Source organism: Lysobacter firmicutimachus, from assembly GCF_037027445.1.
In the GTDB taxonomy this organism is placed as follows: Bacteria; Pseudomonadota; Gammaproteobacteria; order Xanthomonadales; family Xanthomonadaceae; genus Lysobacter; species Lysobacter firmicutimachus.
In genome coordinates, this window is record NZ_JBANDL010000002.1 from 1,338,270 (window position 1) to 1,357,502 (window position 19,233).

General features: G+C 67.5%; 29 protein-coding genes. 22 read left to right on the plus strand and 7 right to left on the minus strand.

Features of this window, described 5'->3' with window-relative positions:
- Positions 1-6 precede the first annotated feature (6 nt).
- The 22 genes from rpsC to V2J18_RS05820 all read left to right on the plus strand — a co-directional run bounded on the left by rpsC (position 7) and on the right by V2J18_RS05820 (position 13,275).
- Positions 7-750: a 30S ribosomal protein S3 gene (rpsC, locus tag V2J18_RS05715; RefSeq protein WP_064747317.1), complete on the plus strand. Its 744-nt coding sequence runs from the start codon at positions 7-9 to the stop codon at positions 748-750.
- A 6-nt stretch (positions 751-756) separates the two neighbouring features.
- Positions 757-1,170 (plus strand): 50S ribosomal protein L16, encoded by a 414-nt coding sequence (gene rplP, locus V2J18_RS05720; protein ID WP_055902334.1) that lies wholly within the window; start codon positions 757-759, stop codon positions 1,168-1,170.
- The gene (rpmC, locus tag V2J18_RS05725) at positions 1,170-1,355 is read left to right on the plus strand and encodes a 50S ribosomal protein L29 (protein WP_064747316.1); all 186 of its coding nucleotides are present in this window, start codon (positions 1,170-1,172) and stop codon (positions 1,353-1,355) included. The genes rplP and rpmC overlap by 1 nt, the downstream gene beginning before the upstream one ends.
- 9 nt (positions 1,356-1,364) lie before the next feature.
- Positions 1,365-1,634 carry a 30S ribosomal protein S17 gene (gene rpsQ, locus V2J18_RS05730; protein ID WP_064747315.1) on the plus strand — a complete coding sequence of 90 codons (270 nt, stop codon included), beginning with the start codon at positions 1,365-1,367 and terminating at the stop codon, positions 1,632-1,634.
- Between the two features lie 15 nt (positions 1,635-1,649).
- Complete coding sequence (gene rplN / locus V2J18_RS05735) at positions 1,650-2,018, plus strand: 50S ribosomal protein L14 (RefSeq protein ID WP_064747314.1); 369 nt, start codon at positions 1,650-1,652, stop codon at positions 2,016-2,018.
- Positions 2,019-2,034: 16 nt separating this feature from the next.
- Positions 2,035-2,349 (plus strand): 50S ribosomal protein L24, encoded by a 315-nt coding sequence (gene rplX, locus V2J18_RS05740; protein WP_064747313.1) that lies wholly within the window; start codon positions 2,035-2,037, stop codon positions 2,347-2,349.
- A gap of 11 nt (positions 2,350-2,360) precedes the next feature.
- A complete protein-coding gene (gene rplE / locus V2J18_RS05745) occupies positions 2,361-2,903 on the plus strand; it encodes a 50S ribosomal protein L5 (protein WP_057948545.1) in 543 nt (180 codons plus the stop codon).
- Between the two features lie 15 nt (positions 2,904-2,918).
- Positions 2,919-3,224, plus strand: a complete 306-nt coding sequence (gene rpsN / locus V2J18_RS05750; protein WP_064747312.1) for a 30S ribosomal protein S14 — start codon at positions 2,919-2,921, stop codon at positions 3,222-3,224.
- Positions 3,225-3,376: 152 nt separating this feature from the next.
- Entirely contained in the window at positions 3,377-3,775 is a 399-nt protein-coding gene (gene rpsH / locus V2J18_RS05755; RefSeq protein WP_064747311.1) for a 30S ribosomal protein S8, read from the plus strand.
- Between the two features lie 15 nt (positions 3,776-3,790).
- Entirely contained in the window at positions 3,791-4,318 is a 528-nt protein-coding gene (gene rplF / locus V2J18_RS05760) for a 50S ribosomal protein L6 (RefSeq protein ID WP_064747310.1), read from the plus strand.
- A gap of 66 nt (positions 4,319-4,384) precedes the next feature.
- A complete protein-coding gene (gene rplR / locus V2J18_RS05765) occupies positions 4,385-4,738 on the plus strand; it encodes a 50S ribosomal protein L18 (protein WP_064747309.1) in 354 nt (117 codons plus the stop codon).
- A gap of 166 nt (positions 4,739-4,904) precedes the next feature.
- Positions 4,905-5,444 (plus strand): 30S ribosomal protein S5, encoded by a 540-nt coding sequence (gene rpsE / locus V2J18_RS05770; RefSeq protein ID WP_064747308.1) that lies wholly within the window; start codon positions 4,905-4,907, stop codon positions 5,442-5,444.
- Positions 5,437-5,634, plus strand: a complete 198-nt coding sequence (gene rpmD / locus V2J18_RS05775; protein ID WP_064747307.1) for a 50S ribosomal protein L30 — start codon at positions 5,437-5,439, stop codon at positions 5,632-5,634. Before rpsE ends, rpmD begins: the two co-directional genes overlap by 8 nt.
- A complete protein-coding gene (rplO, locus tag V2J18_RS05780; protein WP_064747306.1) occupies positions 5,634-6,077 on the plus strand; it encodes a 50S ribosomal protein L15 in 444 nt (147 codons plus the stop codon). The genes rpmD and rplO overlap by 1 nt, the downstream gene beginning before the upstream one ends.
- Before the next feature lie 7 nt (positions 6,078-6,084).
- Complete coding sequence (gene secY / locus V2J18_RS05785; RefSeq protein ID WP_064747305.1) at positions 6,085-7,458, plus strand: preprotein translocase subunit SecY; 1,374 nt, start codon at positions 6,085-6,087, stop codon at positions 7,456-7,458.
- A 232-nt stretch (positions 7,459-7,690) separates the two neighbouring features.
- Positions 7,691-8,047, plus strand: a complete 357-nt coding sequence (rpsM, locus tag V2J18_RS05790; protein WP_064747304.1) for a 30S ribosomal protein S13 — start codon at positions 7,691-7,693, stop codon at positions 8,045-8,047.
- A 13-nt stretch (positions 8,048-8,060) separates the two neighbouring features.
- A complete protein-coding gene (gene rpsK, locus V2J18_RS05795; protein ID WP_057948535.1) occupies positions 8,061-8,453 on the plus strand; it encodes a 30S ribosomal protein S11 in 393 nt (130 codons plus the stop codon).
- Between the two features lie 14 nt (positions 8,454-8,467).
- A complete protein-coding gene (gene rpsD, locus V2J18_RS05800; RefSeq protein WP_036111747.1) occupies positions 8,468-9,097 on the plus strand; it encodes a 30S ribosomal protein S4 in 630 nt (209 codons plus the stop codon).
- A 155-nt stretch (positions 9,098-9,252) separates the two neighbouring features.
- On the plus strand, positions 9,253-10,251 hold the full coding sequence (locus V2J18_RS05805; RefSeq protein ID WP_064747303.1) for a DNA-directed RNA polymerase subunit alpha: 999 nt from the start codon (positions 9,253-9,255) through the stop codon (positions 10,249-10,251).
- Positions 10,252-10,534: 283 nt separating this feature from the next.
- Positions 10,535-10,909 (plus strand): 50S ribosomal protein L17, encoded by a 375-nt coding sequence (rplQ, locus tag V2J18_RS05810; RefSeq protein ID WP_064747302.1) that lies wholly within the window; start codon positions 10,535-10,537, stop codon positions 10,907-10,909.
- A 376-nt stretch (positions 10,910-11,285) separates the two neighbouring features.
- On the plus strand, positions 11,286-11,786 hold the full coding sequence (locus tag V2J18_RS05815) for a disulfide bond formation protein B (RefSeq protein ID WP_336131285.1): 501 nt from the start codon (positions 11,286-11,288) through the stop codon (positions 11,784-11,786).
- 97 nt (positions 11,787-11,883) lie between these two features.
- Positions 11,884-13,275, plus strand: a complete 1,392-nt coding sequence (locus V2J18_RS05820) for a class II 3-deoxy-7-phosphoheptulonate synthase (protein WP_336131286.1) — start codon at positions 11,884-11,886, stop codon at positions 13,273-13,275.
- Between the two features lie 228 nt (positions 13,276-13,503).
- On the opposite strand, the gene V2J18_RS05825 is transcribed toward V2J18_RS05820, so the two are convergent.
- The 7 genes from V2J18_RS05825 to V2J18_RS05850 form a co-directional block, all read right to left on the minus strand.
- Positions 13,504-15,135: an amidase gene (locus V2J18_RS05825; protein ID WP_425605951.1), complete on the minus strand. Its 1,632-nt coding sequence runs from the start codon at positions 15,133-15,135 to the stop codon at positions 13,504-13,506.
- A gap of 59 nt (positions 15,136-15,194) precedes the next feature.
- A complete protein-coding gene (gene pqqE / locus V2J18_RS05830) occupies positions 15,195-16,364 on the minus strand; it encodes a pyrroloquinoline quinone biosynthesis protein PqqE (RefSeq protein WP_336131287.1) in 1,170 nt (389 codons plus the stop codon).
- A complete protein-coding gene (gene pqqD, locus V2J18_RS05835) occupies positions 16,361-16,663 on the minus strand; it encodes a pyrroloquinoline quinone biosynthesis peptide chaperone PqqD (protein ID WP_336131288.1) in 303 nt (100 codons plus the stop codon). The genes pqqE and pqqD overlap by 4 nt, the downstream gene beginning before the upstream one ends.
- On the minus strand, positions 16,660-17,400 hold the full coding sequence (pqqC, locus tag V2J18_RS05840; RefSeq protein ID WP_336133071.1) for a pyrroloquinoline-quinone synthase PqqC: 741 nt from the start codon (positions 17,398-17,400) through the stop codon (positions 16,660-16,662). Before pqqC ends, pqqD begins: the two co-directional genes overlap by 4 nt.
- 68 nt (positions 17,401-17,468) lie before the next feature.
- Positions 17,469-18,383 (minus strand): pyrroloquinoline quinone biosynthesis protein PqqB, encoded by a 915-nt coding sequence (pqqB, locus tag V2J18_RS05845; protein ID WP_064747352.1) that lies wholly within the window; start codon positions 18,381-18,383, stop codon positions 17,469-17,471.
- A gap of 64 nt (positions 18,384-18,447) precedes the next feature.
- Positions 18,448-18,531, minus strand: coding sequence for a pyrroloquinoline quinone precursor peptide PqqA (gene pqqA / locus V2J18_RS23135; RefSeq protein ID WP_036111709.1), 84 nt, complete (start codon positions 18,529-18,531; stop codon positions 18,448-18,450).
- Between the two features lie 142 nt (positions 18,532-18,673).
- A complete protein-coding gene (locus V2J18_RS05850) occupies positions 18,674-19,147 on the minus strand; it encodes a DUF2127 domain-containing protein (protein WP_064747297.1) in 474 nt (157 codons plus the stop codon).
- Between the last annotated feature and the right edge of the window lie 86 nt (positions 19,148-19,233).

Sequence of the window (19,233 nt, forward strand, 5' to 3'; positions counted from 1 at the left end):
TAGACAATGGGTCATAAAGTTCATCCGACCGGAATCCGCCTGGGCATCGCCAAGGATTGGAATTCCAAGTGGTTCGCCAACAAGAAGCAGTACGCCGAGTACCTGGCGGCTGACCTGAAGGTTCGCGAAATGCTGCGCAAGAAGCTGGCTCAGGCCGGCATCTCGAAGATCTTCATCGAGCGTCCGGCCAACAACGCCCGCGTCACGATCCACACCGCCCGTCCGGGCGTGGTGATCGGCAAGCGCGGCGAGGACATCGAGAAGCTGCGCAAGGAAGTCAGCGCGCTGATGGGCGTTCCGGCGCACATCAACGTGACCGAGGTCCGCAAGCCGGAACTCGATGCGCAGCTGGTCGCCGAGTCGATCGCGCAGCAGCTCGAGCGCCGCATCATGTTCCGCCGCGCGATGAAGCGTGCGGTCGGCAACGCGATGCGACTCGGCGCCCTGGGCATCAAGGTCAACGTCGCCGGCCGCCTGAACGGCGCCGAGATCGCGCGTTCGGAGTGGTATCGCGAAGGCCGCGTGCCGCTGCATACCCTGCGCGCCGACATCGATTACGGCTTCGCCGAAGCCAAGACGACCTACGGCATCATCGGTATCAAGACCTGGATCTACAAGGGCGAAGTGTTCGACTTCTCCCAGGTCGGCCAGGAGAAGCAGGACGATTCGCCGCGCAGCGAGCGTGGTGACCGCGGCGATCGCGGTGATCGTAACGACCGCCCGGGCCGTCCTGCCCGCGAACAGAGGTAATCCGCCATGTTGCAACCCAAGCGAACCAAGTACCGCAAGGTACACAAGGGCCGCAATGAGGGCCTGAGCTGGAACGGCAATGCCGTCAGCTTCGGCGAATACGGCCTCAAGGCGACCGCTCACGGCCAGCTGACCGCGCGTCAGATCGAAGCGGCCCGCCGCTCGATCAGCCGCTACGTCAAGCGCGGCGGCAAGATGTGGATCCGCGTGTTCCCGGACAAGCCGATCACCAAGAAGCCGATCGAAGTCCGAATGGGCTCCGGTAAGGGCAACGTCGAGTACTGGGTCGCCCAGATCCAGCCCGGTCGCATGATTTACGAGATCGAAGGCGTGGCCGAAGACGTGGCGCGCGAAGCGTTCCGCCTGGCCGCCGCCAAGCTCTCGGTGACCACCACTTTCGTTACCCGGACGGTGCGCTAATGGAACTCAAGCAACTGCGCGAGAAGTCGGCTGACGAGCTCAAGGCTCACCTGGTCGAACTGCATAAGGAGAGCTTCGCTCTCCGCATGCAGAAGGCCACCGGTCAGCTCGCCAAGACCCATGAGGCCCGCCGTGTTCGCCGCGAGATCGCTCGCGTGAACATGCTGCTGGGCGAGAAGAAGTAAGGATCCGCCATGACCGACAACAAGACAGAGAAGGCGCTGCGCACGGTTGAAGGCCGGGTCGTCAGCAACAAGATGGACAAGACCGTCACCGTGCTCGTCGAGCGCCAGGTCAAGCACGCGCTGTACGGCAAGTACATCCGTCGCTCGACCAAGCTCCACGCTCACGACGCCGAGAACGCCTGCAAGGAAGGCGATATCGTGCGCGTGAAGGAGATCGCTCCGCTGTCCAAGACCAAGAACTGGAGCGTGGTTGAAATCGTCAGCCGCGCGGCCGAATAAGAGGAGGGCTGAACCATGATCCAGATGCAAAGCTACCTCGACGTGGCCGACAACTCCGGTGCCAAGGAAGTGATGTGCATCAAGGTGCTCGGCGGCTCCAAGCGCCGTTACGCGCACATTGGCGACATCATCAAGGTCACCGTGAAGGACGCGATTCCGCGCGGCAAGGTCAAGAAGGGCGACGTCTACGACGCCGTCGTGGTCCGCACCCGCAAGGGCGTTCGTCGCCCGGACGGTTCGCTGATCCGCTTCGATGGCAACGCTGCGGTGTTGCTCAACAACAAGCATGAGCCGATCGGCACCCGTATCTTCGGGCCCGTGACTCGCGAGCTGCGCTCGGAGAAGTTCATGAAGATCGTTTCGCTCGCGCCCGAAGTGCTCTGAGCGGAGGAACTAGACCATGAACCGTATCAAGAAGGGCGATCAGGTGATCGTCACCGCCGGCAAGGACAAGGGCAAGAAGGGCGACGTGGTGCGCGTGCTCGGCGACAAGGTCGTCGTCGCGAACATCAACGTCGTCAAGCGCCACACCAAGCCGAACCCGCAGGCCAACCAGCCGGGCGGCGTGGTCGAGCGCGAAGCGCCGATCCACATTTCCAACGTCATGCTGTTCAACCCGGCCACCGGCAAGGGCGAACGCATCGGTTTCAAGGTGCTGGAGGATGGACGCAAACTGCGTGTGTTCCGCTCCAGCGGTGAGGCGGTCGACGCCTGAGGAATGCTGAAATGACCACCCGGCTCGAAGAGTTCTACAAGAAAGAAGTGGTTCCGGCGCTGACTGAAAAGTTCGGCTACAAGAACCCGATGGAAGTGCCGCGCCTCGTCAAGATCACGCTGAACATGGGCGTGGGCGAAGCCGCCACCAACAAGAAGATCCTGGAAAATGCCGTCGCCGACATGACCAAGATCGCCGGCCAGAAGCCGATCGTGACCAAGTCCCGCGTGTCGGTGGCTTCGTTCAAGATCCGCGACGGCTGGCCGATCGGCGCCAAGGTCACCCTGCGCCGCGCCAAGATGTTCGAGTTCTTGGACCGCCTGATCAACATCTCGCTGCCGCGCGTCCGCGACTTCCGCGGCGTGTCGGGTCGTTCGTTCGACGGCCGCGGCAACTACAACATGGGCGTCAAGGAACAGATCATCTTCCCGGAAATCGACTTCGACCAGGTCGACGCCCTGCGCGGCATGGACATCGCGATCACCACGACCGCGAAGACCGACGCCGAGGCCAAGGCCCTGCTCGAAGCCTTCCGCTTCCCGTTCCGCAACTGAGGCTAGGATCGAACAATGGCTAAGACCTCCATGGTCAACCGCGACCTCAAGCGGACCAAGCTGGTGAAGAAGTTCGCCGCCAAGCGCGAAGCGCTGAAGAAGATCATCTCCAGCGAATCGGCTTCGTACGAAGAGAAGATGGACGCCGTGGTCAAGCTGCAGAAGCTGCCGCGCGACTCCTCGCCGAGCCGTCAGCGCAACCGCTGCGCCCTGTCGGGCCGCTCGCGTGGCGTGTACAGCAAGTTCGGCCTCGGCCGCAACAAGCTGCGCGAAGCCACCATGCGCGGCGACGTTCCGGGCCTGCGCAAGGCAAGCTGGTAAAAGTCTGTTATGCTTGCCGGCTCCCCGGGCTCCGGCCCGGGGACGGACCCACCAGCGCGGCCTCCGGGCCGCGCTGGCGTTGTTGCAACGTTGCAAATACAACTGAAATTCGCAATCCCGCGGATATCGGTGCTACTCATAGGTGACTTTTAATGAGCATGACTGATCCCATCGCCGACATGCTGGTCCGCATCAAGAATGCGGCCGCTGTGCGCAAGCAGACGGTGAAGATGCCGTCGTCCAAGGTGAAGGTGGCCATCGCCGCCGTGCTGAAGGACGAGGGCTACATCCTGGATTCGCGCGTCACCGATCTCGGTGGCGGCAAGTCCGAACTCGAAATCTCGCTGAAGTACTACGAAGGCAAGCCGGTGATCGAGCGCCTGGAGCGCTACTCCCGTTCGGGCCTGCGTCAGTACCGCGGCAAGGACGCGCTGCCCAAGGTCCTCGGCGGCCTCGGCGTGGCCATCATCTCCACCTCGAAGGGCATCATGACCGATGCGCAGGCGCGCCAGCAGGGCGTCGGCGGTGAAGTCCTGTGCTTCGTGGCCTAAGGGAGGAATAGACCCATGTCCCGAGTTGCCAAGAAGCCGATCGCCCTGCCGAAGGGCGTCGAAATCAACGTTCAGGCCGACGCCGTCGTCGCCAAGGGCCCGAAGGGCTCGCTGTCGATCGCCAAGCCGGCCGCCATCAACCTGAAGGTCGAGAACAACGAGGCCGTCTTCGTGACCGAAGACGCCGCGCTGATCCCGCTGACCGGCACCCTGCGCGCCATCCTCGCCAATATGGTGAAGGGCGTGTCGGAAGGCTTCGAGCGCAAGCTCGAGCTGGTCGGCGTCGGTTACCGCGCCTCGATGCAGGGCAAGGACCTGAGCCTGGCCCTGGGCTTCTCCCATCCGGTCGTGTTCAAGGCGCCGGAAGGCATCACGCTGGCCACCCCGACCCAGACCGAGATCCTGGTCCAGGGCGCGGACAAGCAGCGCGTCGGCGAAGTCGCCGCCAAGATTCGCGGTTTCCGTCCGCCGGAGCCCTACAAGGGCAAGGGCGTGAAGTACGCCGGCGAAGTCATCATCCGTAAGGAAGCCAAGAAGGCCTAACGGGTAGGGCGCCGGCCCCTCGCCGGCCCCCGAGACACCAAGCTTTCAGCTTTCGGAGACCAGATCATGAAGAAGAACATCGCCCGCCTGCGCCGCGCCAAGTCGACCCGTGCGCACATCCGTGAACTCGGCGTGCCGCGCCTGACCGTGCTGCGCACCGGTCAGCACCTGTACGCCCAGGTCTTCACCCACGACGGTTCGCGCGTCCTGGCCTCGGCCTCGACCGTGCAGGCCGAAGTCAAGGAAGGCCTGAAGAACGGCAAGAACGCCGACGCCGCGACCAAGGTCGGCCAGATCATCGCCGAGCGCGCCAAGGCCGCGGGCATCGAGAAGGTCGCGTTCGACCGCTCGGGCTACCGCTACCACGGCCGCATCAAGGCGCTGGCCGAAGCCGCTCGCGAAGGCGGCCTGCAGTTCTAAGGCTTGAAGGCGTGGGGGCTCGCCCCCACGCCTAAACGCATTCCCCGCCGGCCCGGGTTCAGGGTCGGGCGCCGACAGGATTAGTGCCCCGTCGGCGAAACATCCGCTGCAGCCCACAACGATAAGCGGCCAAGCCGCAAATCCTTTCAACTAAAGAGATATAGCAATGGCTAACGAACGTGAACCGCGGGGTCGCGATCGCGATCGCAACCGCGAAGAGATCGACGACGGCATGATCGAGAAGCTGATCGCGGTCAACCGCGTCAGCAAGACCGTCAAGGGCGGTCGCCAGTTCACCTTCACCGCGCTGACGGTGGTGGGCGACGGCAACGGCAAGGTCGGTTTCGGTTACGGCAAGGCGCGCGAAGTGCCGGTCGCGATCCAGAAGTCGATGGAATACGCCCGCAAGAGCATGGCCAACGTCGAGCTCAACAACGGCACCCTGTGGCACTCGGTCAAGGCCGGTCACGGCGCCGCCCGCGTGTTCATGCAGCCGGCTTCGGAAGGTACCGGCGTGATCGCCGGCGGCGCGATGCGCGCCGTGCTCGAAGCGGTCGGCGTCAAGAACGTGCTGGCCAAGGCCGTGGGTTCGCGCAACCCGATCAACCTGGTCCGCGCTACCCTGAAGGGCCTGACCGACATGCATTCGCCGGCCAAGATCGCGGCCAAGCGCGGCAAGAAGGTGGAGGATCTCCTCAATGGCTAAGAACGAAGCCGGTACCGGCACCGTCAAGGTGCGTCTGGTCAAGGGTCTGCGTGGCACCCAGTCGCGTCACCGCCTGTCGGTGAAGGCGCTGGGCCTGAACAAGCTCAACGACGTGCGTGAACTGAAGGACAGCCCGCAGGTGCGCGGCCTGATCAACAAGGTTCACTACCTCGTCCAGGTCGAGGAGTAATCATCATGCGTCTCAACACTCTCAAGCCGGCCGACGGCGCTCGTCAGGAGCGTACTCGCGTCGGTCGCGGCATCGGTTCGGGCCTGGGCAAGACCGCCGGTCGCGGTCACAAGGGTTCGTTCGCGCGCGCCGGTAAGGGCAAGATCAAGGCCGGCTTCGAAGGCGGCCAGATGCCCATGCAGCGCCGCCTGCCGAAGATCGGCTTCCGCTCGAAGCTGGCCAAGGACACCGCCGAAGTGCTGCTGTACCAGCTGGACAAGCTGGACGCCGGCGACGTCGATTTCGCCGCGCTGAAGGCCGCCAAGCTCGTCCCGAGCACGGCCAAGCAGGCCAAGATCGTCAAGAAGGGCGAGCTGACCAAGAAGTTCGTGCTCAAGGGCGTGCTGGCCACGGCCGGCGCCAAGGCCGCGATCGAAGCGGCCGGCGGCAAGGTCGAGGAGTAACCGACGCATGGCGCGGAGCGGCAACGCGATGGCTGGCCTCGGTGGCGGGCTCGGTAAGTTCACCGAGCTCCGTCAGCGTTTGCTGTTCGTGATCGGCGCTTTGATCGTCTACCGCATCGGCAGCTACATCCCGGTGCCGGGCGTCAACCCGCAGGCGATGGTCGAATTCATGTCGACCAAGCAGGGCACGATCGTGGACATGTTCAACATGTTCTCGGGCGGCGCCCTGCATCGCTTCAGCCTGTTCGCGCTGAACGTGATGCCGTACATCTCGGCATCGATCATCGTCCAGCTGCTGGTGCAGATCGTGCCCAGCCTGAAGGCCATCCAGAAGGAAGGCGAATCGGGCCGGCGCAAGATCAACCAGTGGTCGCGGATGGGCGCGATTCCGCTGGCCGTGTTCCAGGCCTGGGGCATCGCCGCGGGCCTGCAGTCGAGCATGGCGCCCAATGGCGTGCCGGTGGTGTATTCGCCGGGCATGGGCTTCATCCTGACCGCGGTGATCGCGCTGACCGCCGGCACCATGTTCCTGATGTGGCTGGGCGAGCAGATCACCGAGCGCGGCGTCGGCAACGGCGTTTCGCTGATCATCTTCGCCGGTATCGTCGCGGGCCTGCCCGCCGCGCTGCTGCAGATGTTCGAGCAGATCCGCAACGGCGACATGAGCGCGATCGCGGCCATCGTCGTGGTCCTGCTGGTGGTCGGCTTCACCTACCTGGTCGTGTTCGTCGAACGCGGCCAGCGCCGGATCACGGTGAACTACGCCCGGCGTCAGGGCGGGCGCAACGCCTACATGAACCAGGCGTCGTTCCTGCCGCTGAAGCTCAACATGGCGGGCGTGATCCCGGCGATCTTCGCCTCCAGCATCGTCATGTTCCCGGCTACCGCCGCGACCTGGTTCGCCCAGAACAACAGCGGCAGCGGCTTCTCCGGGTTCCTGCAGCGGCTCAGCCAGTGGCTGAATCCGGGTGAACCCGTGCACATGATCCTGTATGCTGGTCTGATCGTCGGCTTCGCGTTCTTCTACACGGCGCTGGTGTTCAACTCGCAGGAAACCGCCGACAACCTGAAGAAGTCGGGTGCGTTGATTCCGGGCATCCGTCCGGGCAAGGCGACGGCGGACTACGTTGACGGCGTGCTGACCCGCTTGACGGCGGCCGGCGCGATTTACCTGGTGATCGTCTGCCTCCTGCCGGAGGTCATGCGTACCCAACTGGGCACCTCGTTCTACTTCGGCGGCACTTCGCTGCTGATCGTGGTGGTCGTGGTGATGGATTTCATCGCTCAAATCCAGGCTCATCTGATGTCGCATCAGTACGAAAGCCTGTTGAAGAAAGCGAACTTGAAGGGCGGCTCGCGCGGCGGTCTCGCGCGCGGGTGAGTCAGGACCGGTTCGCGCGCCAGAGTAGCGCGCGGGGCTGAGGGGGCAGGGCATCGCCTCATTCAGCCAGTTCAGACTCGTCGCCGGAGCATGGGCACACTCCCCATGCCGGAGTTCCGTGGCACCTCTGGTGCCGCGGGGCTTCCTATTAACCCGAGACCTAGATACAATTTCCAGTTCACTCCGCCAGGATTAATCCGTCCTGGCCGCCAAACCAGTTGGAGATCGCGTTATGGCGCGTATTGCGGGCGTCAATTTGCCTGCCCAGAAGCATGTCTGGGTTGGGCTCCAGAGCATCTACGGCATCGGCCGTACCCGTTCGAAGCAGATCTGCGAAACCGCAGGTGTGACCTCGACCACCAAGATCCGCGACCTGTCCGAGCCGGAAGTCGAGCGCTTGCGCGCCGAGGTCGGCAAGTTCGTGGTCGAAGGCGACCTGCGCCGCGAAATCGGCATCGCCATCAAGCGTCTGATGGACCTGGGCTGCTATCGCGGCCTGCGTCACCGTCGCGGCCTGCCGCTGCGCGGTCAGCGTACCCGGACCAATGCTCGTACCCGTAAGGGTCCGCGCAAGGCCATCAAGAAGTAAGGGGACCTAGACCATGGCCAAGCCGGCAGCAGTCAAGACCAAGAAGAAGATCAAGCGCGTCGTCACCGACGGCATCGCCCACGTCCACGCTTCTTTCAACAACACCATCATCACGATCACCGACCGCCAGGGCAACGCGCTGTCGTGGGCGACTTCGGGCGGCGCGGGTTTCCGCGGCTCGCGCAAGTCGACTCCGTTCGCCGCCCAGGTCGCCGCCGAAAAGGCCGGCCGCGCTGCGCTCGACTACGGCGTCAAGTCGCTGGAAGTCCGCATCAAGGGCCCGGGCCCGGGTCGTGAGTCCGCCGTTCGTTCGCTGAACAACGTCGGTTACAAGATCATCAACATCATCGACGTGACGCCGATCCCGCACAACGGGTGCCGTCCGCCGAAGAAGCGTCGCGTCTGAGGAGCTGAAGAACCATGGCTCGTTATATTGGCCCCACCTGTAAGCTCGCCCGTCGCGAAGGCGCCGACCTCGGCCTGAAGTCGTCCGCGCGCGCGCTCGACTCGAAGTGCAAGCTCGAGCAGAAGCCCGGCCAGCATGGCCCGACCGCCCGCAAGGGCAAGCTGTCCGACTACGCCACCCAGCTGCGCGAAAAGCAGAAGGTCAAGCGTATCTACGGTCTGCTGGAACGTCAGTTCCGCAACTACTACAAGAAGGCCTCGACCAAGAAGGGCAACACCGGCGAGAACCTGCTGCAGTTGCTGGAAACCCGTCTGGACAACGTCGTCTATCGCATGGGCTTCGCCGTCACCCGTCCGGCCGCCCGTCAGCTGGTCTCGCACCGCGGCGTCACGGTCAACGGCAAGTCGGTGAACCTGCCGTCGTACCAGGTCAAGGCCGGCGACGCGATCGCCCTGTCCGAACGCGCCCAGAAGCAGCTGCGCGTGCAGGAATCGCTGACCGTCTCCTCGCAGATGGACCTGTCGCCGTCGTGGGTCGAAGTCGACAGCAAGAAGTTCAGCGGCGTGTTCAAGGCGGTTCCGGATCGCGCGGACCTGCCGGCCGACATCAACGAAGCGCTGATCGTCGAGTTGTACAGCAAGTAATAGTGCTGGGCGCAGGCGGTTCCGCAACGGCACCGCCTTCGCCGGCAACCCAGGTCGGCGCGGCATACGCGCCGGCCGCTCCCTCGAATCGAGGGGGCTCCAAGAGCTAAAGCCTTCCGTCGCCCCCCGGCGGAGGTCATTGGAGACACCGAAACATGACGGTTACCGCCAACCAGGTACTGCGCCCGCGCGGTCCGCAGATCGAACGCCTCAACGGCAATCGCGCGAAAGTCGTGATCGAACCGTTGGAGCGCGGCTACGGCCACACGCTGGGCAACGCGCTGCGCCGCGTGCTGCTGTCGTCGATCCCGGGTTTCGCCATCACCGAGGTCGAAATCGACGGCGTGCTGCATGAGTACACCACGGTCGAAGGTCTGGAAGAGGACGTGCTGGAGGTTCTGCTGAACCTCAAGGACGTCGCCATCCGCATGCACACCGGCGAGTCCTCGACGCTGTCGCTGGCCAAGCAGGGCCCCGGCATCGTCACCGCCGGCGACATCAAGACCGACCACAACGTCGAAATCCTCAACACCGACCATGTGATCTGCCACCTGACCAAGGACACGGCGATCAACATGCGTCTGAAGATCGAGCGCGGCTTCGGCTACCAGCCGGCGGCCGCCCGCCGTCGTCCGGACGAAGAAACCCGCGCCATCGGCCGCCTGATGCTGGACGCCAGCTTCTCGCCGGTCCGTCGCGTCGCCTACGCCGTCGAAGCCGCGCGCGTCGAACAGCGCACCGACCTCGACAAGCTGGTGCTGGACATCGAAACCAACGGCACGATCGACGCCGAGGAAGCCGTGCGCACCGCCGCCGACATCCTCACCGATCAGCTGTCGGTGTTCGGCGACTTCACCCACCGCGACCGCGGTGCGCAGAAGCCGGCCACCAGCGGCATCGATCCGATCCTGCTGCGCCCGATCGACGACCTCGAGCTGACCGTGCGTTCGGCCAACTGCCTCAAGGCCGAGAGCATCTACTACGTCGGCGATCTGATCCAGAAGACCGAAGTCGAGCTGCTCAAGACCCCGAACCTGGGCAAGAAGTCGCTCACCGAGATCAAGGAAGTGCTGGCTCAGCGCGGCCTGTCCCTCGGCATGAAGCTCGAGAACTGGCCGCCGGCCGGTATCGCTTCGCACGGGATGATGGGGTGAGCCCAAGCCTCGCTGCGCGGCGCCGCCGCGCGGCCGGGGCGAACGCCCGACGCAGTGCGCCGGGCCGCGGAACGACAAGAGTCCACGCCGAGGTTAGCCGAAGCGTGGATTCTTGATTCAAGCGACACCGTAGTCCAGCACCACCGCACCACCGCCGACGGACCGAAGTCCGCGGCCTGCCGGTCAAGGATGGCCGGTTCGGACCACCCGCAGTCCAATGCTCCAACGCCTGGATGGCGACAGCGAAGTCCAACCGTCCCAACATTCATCAGGAATCACAGCCATGCGTCACCAGAAAGCCGGCCGTAAATTCAGCCGCACCAGCGCTCACCGCGATGCCATGTTCACCAACATGGCGGCCTCGCTGATCAAGCACGGCCTCATCCGCACCACCCTGCCCAAGGCCAAGGAACTGCGTCGCGTCGCCGAGCCGCTGATCACCCTGGCCAAGCAGGACGGCGTCGCCAACCGCCGCCTCGCCTTCTCGCGCCTGCGCGACAAGGAAGCCGTCGGCACCTTGTTCACCACCCTGGGCCCGCGTTACGCGAGCCGTCCGGGCGGCTACCTGCGCATCCTGAAGTGCGGCTTCCGTGCCGGCGACAACGCGCCGATGGCCTATGTGGAGCTGGTCGACCGTCCGGAAGCGGCGGCCGAGTAAGACGTCCGCGCCGCAGCCGGCGCGACGAACAGCCAGCACACTGGGTCTCGGCCGCACGACGGTCGGGGCCCATGCGAGCGAAAACCCCGGCCGAGAGGTCGGGGTTTTTGCTTTCCGGCGACGGTTACGCCGGCAACGGTTACCACGGTAAATGTCGCGAGCCGGTATGGTCCGACCTGGGACTACAAGAGGGCTTGGGCAGACGGGAATCCGGTCGCATCGATCCGCAGCATCGGCTGCGAGGACGAATCGTCGCAGGGCGGCAACTTTCGTGCCGCCGGCGCAGTCCATTCGGGCTGCGGCGCGACGCAGCGTTGCTCGAATTCATGCCGATTGGACATTGGCACGACCCAACCCCGACCCGTATGGTGTGTACATGAACCCTTTCAAAGCCTCCTTCCGGATCCAATTCCTGCTCGGCTTCCTGGCCTGCGCGGGTCTGCTTGCCTACGCCTTCTATCTCCAGCTCTACCAGCATCTGGAGCCGTGCCCGCTGTGCATCTTCCAGCGGGTGGCGTTCTTCGCTCTCGGCCTGGTGTTCCTGCTCGGCGCTATCCACGGCCCGCGCAAGCCCGGCGGCCGCCGCGCTTACGGCGTGCTGAGCCTGCTGGCCGCGCTGGCCGGCATCGCCGTGGCCGGCAACCATGTCCGCCTGCAGCACCTCCCGCCGGATCAGGTGCCGGCCTGCGGCCCGGGCCTGGACTACATGCTCGAGGCGATGCCCATCGCCGGCGTCATCCGCAAGGTCATGACCGGCTCGGGCGAGTGCGCGGCGGTGGACTGGACCTTCCTCGGTTTGGCCATGCCGGCCTGGAGCCTGATCTGCTTCATCGTGCTGGCCGTGTGGGCGGCCTATGCCGCGTTCCGCGGCCGTTGACCCCAGTAGTACCGACGCTTTCCCGCTACCCGTCCCGCCGCCCTCCCATTCACCCGACCACTCCCTCCCTCGCAAGCCCCAAACGGAATCCAAGGAAATGAGCGCCTCCGATCGCAGCAACCTCCGTGCCGTCAATCTGCCCGCCGACTGGAGCCCGACCTCCTGGCGCGAGCGCACCGCACTGCAGTTGCCGAGCTATCCGGACGCGGCCGAGTTGGACAGCGCCTTGCAGGAGCTGCGGCAGCTGCCGCCGCTGGTGACCTCGTGGGAGATCCTGTCGCTGAAGCAGCAACTGGCCGAAGCCCAGGATGGCAAGCGATTTTTGCTGCAGGGCGGAGATTGCGCCGAGAGCTTCGACCAGTGCAGCTCGGACGTGATCTCCAACCGGCTCAAGGTGCTGCTGCAGATGAGCCTGGTGCTGGTGCACGGCATGCGCAAGCCGGTGGTGCGCGTGGGCCGCTTCGCCGGCCAGTACGCCAAGCCGCGGTCGGCCGACACCGAGACCATCGACGGCGTGACCTTGCCGAGCTACCGCGGCGACATGGTCAATGGACCGGCCTTCAACGAGACCGCGCGCAAGCCCGACCCGCGGCGCATGATCAAGGCGCACGCGCGTTCGGCGATGACGATGAACTTCGTCCGCGCGTTGATCGACGGCGGCTTCGCCGACCTGCACCACCCCGAGTACTGGAACCTGAGCTGGGTCGGCCACTCGCCGCTGGCCGACGAGTACCGGCGCATGGTCAACGCGATCGGCGACGCGGTGCGCTTCATGGAAACCCTGTCGGGTTCGGAAGTGCACAACCTCAACCGGGTCGACTTCTACACCTCGCACGAAGCCCTGCTGTTGCCGTACGAGGAGTCGCTGACCCGGCAGGTGCCGCGCCATTGGGGCTGGTTCAACCTCAGCACCCATTACCCGTGGATCGGCATGCGCACCGCGGCGGTCGACGGCGCCCATGCCGAGTACTTCCGCGGCATCCGCAATCCGATCGCGCTCAAGGTCGGCCCGTCGGTCACGCCGGACCAGCTGCTGCGCACGGTGGACCTGCTCAACCCCGACGACGAGCCGGGCCGGTTGACCTTCATCCATCGCATGGGCGCGAGCCAGATCGCGGACAAGCTGCCGACCCTGCTCGACGCGATGCGCCGCGACGGCCGCCGCGTGCTGTGGGTGTGCGATCCGATGCACGGCAACACCGAGAGCACCAGCAACGGCTACAAGACCCGCCGCTTCCGCAATATCCGCGCCGAGATCGAGACCGCGTTCGAGCTGCACGCGGCCGCCGGCACGCGCCTGGGCGGCGTGCACCTGGAGTTGACCGGCGAGGACGTCACCGAGTGCCTGGGCGGCGCGCGCGAGCTGACCGAGAGCGATCTGGAACGCGCCTACCGCTCCACCGTCGACCCGCGCCTGAACTACGAGCAGGCGCTGGAGGTGGCGATGCTGATCGTGCGCAAGCAGGCGCAGATCGCGGCGCCGGCCTGAGCCGGATGCCCGAGAAAACAGCCCGCCTTTCGGCGGGCTTTTTCTTTTGGGCGGGATTTGGGGTTCGGGATTGGGGATTGGGGATTGGGGATTGCTTGGAGCGACGGTCCGAATTGCATTTGCGGCTTGGGCTCCGGGAGAAGATGCGGACAGCCGATGGGCTGTCCGTCTCGCTCGGCTGCCGCTGTCTCGGGTTTGGGAGAACGCCGGGTCGATGTGCTCTTGCTGCTACGGATTGACGCTGACCGGATACCGCGGCGCGCGGCGGGCGCCGGTGGCTTGCTCGAAGGCGTAGCCGAGCGAGAGCAGGCGCGCGTCGCTCCAGCGCGGGCCCATGAAGGCCAGGCCGACCGGCAGGCCCTGGGCTTCGCCCATCGGCACGGTCAGGCTGGGATACCCGGCGACCGCGGCCGCGCCCCAGCTGGCGCCGCCGAAGGCGTCGCCGTTGACCGGGTCGGCCATGAAGGCCGGGGTGGTCGCGGGCGCGATCAAGGCGTCGAGGCGGTGCTTGTTCACCAAGGCATCGATGCCCTGCGTGCCGGCGAGTTGGCGCGCCCGCGCCGCGGCCTTGCGATAGGCCGGCTCGGTCAACGGGCCTTTCTTCGCTGCCTGTTCGAACAGCTCCTGGCCGAAAAACGGCATCTCGCGCTCGGCCTGGGCGCGATTGAACGCGATCAATTCGTCCAGCGTCTTGATCGGCGCGTCGCTGTCGCGCAGATAGCGCTGCAGGCCGTCCTTGAATTCGTACAGCAGCACCTCGAACTCGGGCCCGTCCCATTTGCCCTGGGTCGGCATGCGCACCTCGACCACGGTCGCGCCGGCTTCGCGCATGCGCTGCAGCGCGCGCTGCAGCGCTGCGTCCTGGTCCGGGTGGCTGCGCACGCCGCTGTCGCGCAACAGGCCCAAGCGCGCGCCGCGCAACGCGTCGGCGTCGAGCGCGGCGACGTAGTCCGGCGCGCGCTTGCCGGCGGCGGCCTGTGCGGCGCGGTCGCCGCCGGCCTCGGCCGCGGCCAGGACGTTGAGCAACTGCGCGGCGTCGGCGACGCTGCGCGCCATCGGCCCGGCGCTGTCCTGGCTGGACGAGATCGGGATGATGCCGGCGCGGCTGACCAGACCGACGCTGGGCTTGAAGCCCACCAGGCCGTTCATCGCCGCTGGGCACAGGATGCTGCCGTCGGTTTCGGTGCCGACTCCGACCGCGGCCAGGCTGGCGGCGATCGCCGCGCCAGTGCCGCTACTGGAGCCGCAGGCGCTGCGGTCCAGCGCGTACGGATTGCGGGTCTGGCCGCCGCGCGCGCTCCAGCCCGAGGTCGAGCGGGTCGAACGGAAGTTGGCCCACTCGCTGAGATTGGTCTTGCCCAGGATCACCGCGCCGGCCGCGCGCAACGCGGCGACCAGGGGCGCGTCGCGGCGCGGGCGGTGTTCGGCCAGGGCTAGCGAGCCGGCCGAGTTGGCCATCGGCAGCGCGTCGATATTGTCCTTGAGCAGCACCGGGATGCCGTGCAGCGGCCCGCGCACCTGCCCGCCCTTGCGTTCGGCGTCGAGCGCGCGCGCTTCGCCGAGCGCGTCGGGATTGAGTTCGATCACCGCATTGAGGCGCGGACCGGCGTCGTCGAGCGCGGCGATGCGGTCCAGGTAGGCCTCGGTCAGGCGCGCGCTGCTGAGGTCGCCGCCGGCCATGCGCGCGCTCAAGGTCGCCAGGTCGGCTTCGACGATGCGCAGCGGGTCGGCCGGTGCCCGCCCGGCCGCCGGCTCGGCGGCGCCGGTGCGCGGCGCGGTCGAAGGCGCGCTGGCGCAAGCGGCCAAGCCCAGGACCAGCGCCAAGGCGCCGAGGCGGAGGACGAAGGACGGGCTGGGCATGCGAGCGCTCCCCTGCGTGGCTCGCCGTCGAGTATGCCCGGCGCCGGGCGGCCGTGCGCTCAGGCGGGCGCGTCGCCGTCCGCGTCGTCGTCCACGGCGGCGACCGGTCGCGACGGGCGGCGGTAGACGAAGTCCGGCGCCGGCGCCTGCGACTCGCGTTCGGCCAGCGCGCGCACCCGGGCATGGTCGGGCGAGCGCTCGCAGACCGGGTCGAGAGTATCGGCGCGGCCGCTCAGCGCCAGCGCCTGGCAGCGGCAGCCGCCCCAGTCGCGCTCGCGGTGTTCGCAGCCGCGGCACGGCTCGGGCATCCAGTCGCTGCCGCGGAAGCGCGCGAACGCTTCCGACTCGCGCCAGATCTCGCCGAGGCTGCGCTCGCGCACCGATTCGAAGCGCAGGCCGTCGATGGTTTCGGCGGCGTGGCAGGGCAGCACCTTGCCTTCCGGACTGATGTTGACGAAACGCTGCGCCCAGCCGCCCATGCAAGCCTTGGGGCGGCGCGCGTAATAGTCGGGGGTGACGTAGTCGATGGTCAGGCGGCCGCGCAGGCGTTCGCGCGCGGCTTCGACGGCGGCGGTCGCGGCCTGGAGCTGTTCGCGGGTCGGCATCAGCGCGGCGCGGTTCTTCAAGCCCCAGCCGTAGTATTGGGTATGCGCGACTTCCAGCCGGCCGGCGCCGAGTTCGAGCGCGAGTTCGATCATCGCCGCCACGCGTCCGGCATTGTGGCGATGGATCACCGCGTTGAGGGTCAGCGGCAGGTCCAACTCGCGGCACCATTGCGCCAGCGCGAGCTTGCGCCGGTGCGCGCCGTCGTAGCCGGCGATGCGGTCGGCGCCGGCGGCTTCGCTGTCCTGCAGGCTCAGTTGCAAATGGTCGAGCCCGGCCTGCTGCAGGGCTTGCAGGCGTGTGCGGTCGAGGCCGATGCCGGAGGTGATCAGATTGGCGTACAGGCCCAGCGCGCGGGCGCGCGCGACCAGTTCGGGCAGATCGCGGCGCAGGGTCGGTTCGCCGCCGGAGAAGTGCACCTGCAGCGCGCCGAGTTCGGCCGCCTGGTCGAGCACGCGCAGCCAGTCGGCGGTGGCAAGTTCTTCGCGCTGGCCGACCAGGCGCAGCGGGTTGGAGCAGTACGGGCACGCCAACGGGCAGCGATGGGTGAGTTCCAGCAGCACCGCCAGCGGCGGCGCCGGCGCGCGGCGCGCGATCGGGTCCGGCGCCGACGGCACGGCGTTCATGTCGCCGGCGCCAGGGCCAGTAGGCGGCGCTCGAGCAAGGTCGCGAACAACTCGCCGACGTCGGCGCCGACCTCGGACGGCTCGGCGCCGTATTCGGCGGCGAGTGCGGCCACGATCGTGTCGACGCGGGTCGCGCCATCCACGCGCGCGAGCACGGCGTGGGCGATCTCGTCGAGCTCGACGACGCGCTCCGGGGCGAGCAGCACCCACTGATCGCGCGCGCGGTCGTGTTGCAAGCGCACGCCGGGCGGGAAGCGCGGGATCGCGTCGGGCGCCGGCGTTTGCGGCAGCGCGCTCATGCGTCCGACTCCGGCGAGCATGCCTGCGGCAAAAACGCGCCGGGCGGCGGCAGACGCGGCTCGACATAGGCGAAGTGCAGCGCGTCGAGCATCGACCACAGCACATCGCACTTGAAGCGCAGCGCGGCGCAGACCGCGTCCTGCTGCTCGCGGGTGCGGGCGTGGCGCAGCACGTAGTCGAGGGCGAAGTTCGCGTCCTGCGGCGCCTGGTGCAGGCGCGAGTCGAAATAGGCCAGCGCCTGCTTGGACACGAAGTCGTAGTTGGCGAGCATGCCGGCGACGCGCTGGCCGATGATGGTCGGCGCGAACAGTTCGGTCAGCGAGGACGCGATCGCTTCGAGCAGGCTGCGCTCGCGCACGAACCGGATGTAGGCCTGGGCGGCGAAGCGGGTCGCCGGCAGCAGGGCGCGCCCGGATTCGACCAGCTCGCGGTCCAGGCCCAGCGCGTCGGTCAGGCGCAGCCAGCGGGCGATGCCGCCCTCGTCGGGGCCGTCGCCGTCGTGGTCGACGATGCGCTGGCGCCAGACCCGGCGCAGCTGCGGATCCTCGATCCGCGCCAGCAAGGCCGCGTCCTTGAGCGGGATGCAGCGCTGGTACTCGTAGCGGTTCAGCGCCCAGGCCTGGACCTGGCCGCGGTCCAGCCGGCCGCCGTGCAGCAGGGCGTGGAAGGGGTGGCGGTCGTGGTAGCGCTCGGCGCCGATCGCGCGCAGCCGCGCCTCCAGTTCCGCCGCGCTCAACGGGCGGGCGGCATCGGTATCGGCACGGGCGTCGCAGCGGTCGAGCGGCGAGGGGGCGGGGCGGGCGCTCACAGCTGGATCTCCATGCCGTCCTCGGCGACTTCCCAGCCTTGCGCGGCGGCGTGCGCGCGCTCGGACGAGGCGTCGTCGAGCAGGGGGTTGGTGGTGTTGAGGTGGACGAAGACCTTGCGCGCCACCGCCAGGTCGGCGAACGCCGCCAGGGTGCCGCGCTCGCCGGCCACGCTCATGTGGCCCATGCGCGCGCCGGTCTTGCTGCCGACGCCGGCGCGGATCAGTTCGTCGTCGTGCCAGACGGTGCCGTCGAAGAACACCAGCGCGGCGCCGCGCACGCGTTCGCGCAGGGCGTCGGTCATCGCCGCGCAGCCGGGGATGTAATAGCAACGCTCGCGGCCGTCGTCGATCTCCAGGCCCAGCGTGTGCTCGGCGTCGCCGGCCAGGTCCGCGACCCGCGACTCCATGAACAAGGGCACCTTGCCGGGCACGGCGAAGGCGGTGACGCGCAGGCCGAGCGGGCGCTCCAGGCCGTCGATCTCCAGCGGCGCGTCCAGCGCCAGCGCGCGCCGGCGCACGTAGGCCGGGTCCAGCGCGTCGAAGATCGGGTTGTCGCGCAGCAGCTGATGCACGCGCGCGCTGGCCCACAGGTCGAAACGCTGGCGTTCGCGCATCGACAGCAGGCCGGCGATGTGGTCGATCTCGCCGCTGCTCAGCAGCACCGCTTCGATCGGCGAATGGCGCAGGCCGTCGCGCGGCCACAAGGCGGGCGCGGCCAGCACCTGCTGGCGGAAATCCGGCGAGGCGTTGATCAGCAGCCAGCGTTCGCCGTCGGCGCTGACCGCGATGCTGGCCTGGGTGCGGCGCTTATGCCCCGGCGCCTGGCGCCAGGCCTGGCGGCTGCCGGGGGTGTTGCAGTTCCACTGCGGATAGCCGCCTCCGGCCGCCGCTCCGAGCACGACGATGCGCATCATCGCCGGCCTTGGGCATCGGCACCGGGCCTCGCGCGCGTCGCGGCGGCGGAAGCGGACATGCTCAGAACAGATCGCCGGACGAGTACGAATTGATTTCGCAGCCGACCGAGATCTCGCGGATCTGAGGCTTGGACCAGGTCTTCATGAGCGTTCCTCGTTGGGGAGTGGGCCGGTCGCGGCGCAGCGGCCGCGACTTGCCGACGATACACCGCGATCCGCGGCCGCGCCTGTGATTGACGGCCGGATCGCGGCCTCGCGCATGGCCGCCGGCGGCGGTCGCGGCGCGCTCAGCGACGCCGCTTGACCAGGTCGCGGGCGAGAATCCAGACCACGATCACGTTGATCGCCAGCACCGCGATCGACAGCCAGCCCGGGTGCTTCCACAGCGCGTACAGGTCGACCGGCAGGTAGATCGCCGCGCCGATGCAGCCCAGCCAGGAGGCCCAGGCGCGCGCCTTCCACAGGCCCCAGGCTTCGAGCAAGCGCAGCAGCGCGTAGCCGAACGCGATCGCCGCGGCCAGGTGGATCGAATCCGGGCCGATGCCGTTGGCGAGCCAGGCCAGCGAGCCGTGCCGCGGGTCGAGGTGGAAATGGCGGATCAGTTCGTCGATCCAGCGCCGCAACGGCGCCGGGCCGAGCAGTTCCAGGCCGCTCGCCGCCGACAGCGCCAGCACGCCCTTGGCCGCTTCCAGCGCGGCGATGGCGTGCAGGCCCGGGTGGGCCTTGGGATCGTGGTCGTAGGCGGGATCGGCCGGCGTCATCGCGGCGGCGCGCCGCAGGCGCGGGCGGGGCCGGGCGGCGGGCGCCGGCGGGAAGCGGGAGCGATCAGATCGTGCATGGGCATGCG

Coding starts and splice junctions, on each gene's coding strand:
- rpsC (WP_064747317.1), top strand. CDS start 7: ATGGGTCATAAAGTTCATCCGACCGGAATCCGCCTGGGCATCGCCAAG.
- rplP (WP_055902334.1), top strand. CDS start 757: ATGTTGCAACCCAAGCGAACCAAGTACCGCAAGGTACACAAGGGCCGC.
- rpmC (WP_064747316.1), top strand. CDS start 1,170: ATGGAACTCAAGCAACTGCGCGAGAAGTCGGCTGACGAGCTCAAGGCT.
- rpsQ (WP_064747315.1), top strand. CDS start 1,365: ATGACCGACAACAAGACAGAGAAGGCGCTGCGCACGGTTGAAGGCCGG.
- rplN (WP_064747314.1), top strand. CDS start 1,650: ATGATCCAGATGCAAAGCTACCTCGACGTGGCCGACAACTCCGGTGCC.
- rplX (WP_064747313.1), top strand. CDS start 2,035: ATGAACCGTATCAAGAAGGGCGATCAGGTGATCGTCACCGCCGGCAAG.
- rplE (WP_057948545.1), top strand. CDS start 2,361: ATGACCACCCGGCTCGAAGAGTTCTACAAGAAAGAAGTGGTTCCGGCG.
- rpsN (WP_064747312.1), top strand. CDS start 2,919: ATGGCTAAGACCTCCATGGTCAACCGCGACCTCAAGCGGACCAAGCTG.
- rpsH (WP_064747311.1), top strand. CDS start 3,377: ATGAGCATGACTGATCCCATCGCCGACATGCTGGTCCGCATCAAGAAT.
- rplF (WP_064747310.1), top strand. CDS start 3,791: ATGTCCCGAGTTGCCAAGAAGCCGATCGCCCTGCCGAAGGGCGTCGAA.
- rplR (WP_064747309.1), top strand. CDS start 4,385: ATGAAGAAGAACATCGCCCGCCTGCGCCGCGCCAAGTCGACCCGTGCG.
- rpsE (WP_064747308.1), top strand. CDS start 4,905: ATGGCTAACGAACGTGAACCGCGGGGTCGCGATCGCGATCGCAACCGC.
- rpmD (WP_064747307.1), top strand. CDS start 5,437: ATGGCTAAGAACGAAGCCGGTACCGGCACCGTCAAGGTGCGTCTGGTC.
- secY (WP_064747305.1), top strand. CDS start 6,085: ATGGCGCGGAGCGGCAACGCGATGGCTGGCCTCGGTGGCGGGCTCGGT.
- rpsM (WP_064747304.1), top strand. CDS start 7,691: ATGGCGCGTATTGCGGGCGTCAATTTGCCTGCCCAGAAGCATGTCTGG.
- rpsK (WP_057948535.1), top strand. CDS start 8,061: ATGGCCAAGCCGGCAGCAGTCAAGACCAAGAAGAAGATCAAGCGCGTC.
- rpsD (WP_036111747.1), top strand. CDS start 8,468: ATGGCTCGTTATATTGGCCCCACCTGTAAGCTCGCCCGTCGCGAAGGC.
- V2J18_RS05805 (WP_064747303.1), top strand. CDS start 9,253: ATGACGGTTACCGCCAACCAGGTACTGCGCCCGCGCGGTCCGCAGATC.
- rplQ (WP_064747302.1), top strand. CDS start 10,535: ATGCGTCACCAGAAAGCCGGCCGTAAATTCAGCCGCACCAGCGCTCAC.
- V2J18_RS05815 (WP_336131285.1), top strand. CDS start 11,286: ATGAACCCTTTCAAAGCCTCCTTCCGGATCCAATTCCTGCTCGGCTTC.
- V2J18_RS05820 (WP_336131286.1), top strand. CDS start 11,884: ATGAGCGCCTCCGATCGCAGCAACCTCCGTGCCGTCAATCTGCCCGCC.
- V2J18_RS05825 (WP_425605951.1), bottom strand. CDS start 15,135: ATGCCCAGCCCGTCCTTCGTCCTCCGCCTCGGCGCCTTGGCGCTGGTC.
- pqqE (WP_336131287.1), bottom strand. CDS start 16,364: ATGAACGCCGTGCCGTCGGCGCCGGACCCGATCGCGCGCCGCGCGCCG.
- pqqD (WP_336131288.1), bottom strand. CDS start 16,663: ATGAGCGCGCTGCCGCAAACGCCGGCGCCCGACGCGATCCCGCGCTTC.
- pqqB (WP_064747352.1), bottom strand. CDS start 18,383: ATGCGCATCGTCGTGCTCGGAGCGGCGGCCGGAGGCGGCTATCCGCAG.
- pqqA (WP_036111709.1), bottom strand. CDS start 18,531: ATGAAGACCTGGTCCAAGCCTCAGATCCGCGAGATCTCGGTCGGCTGC.
- V2J18_RS05850 (WP_064747297.1), bottom strand. CDS start 19,147: ATGACGCCGGCCGATCCCGCCTACGACCACGATCCCAAGGCCCACCCG.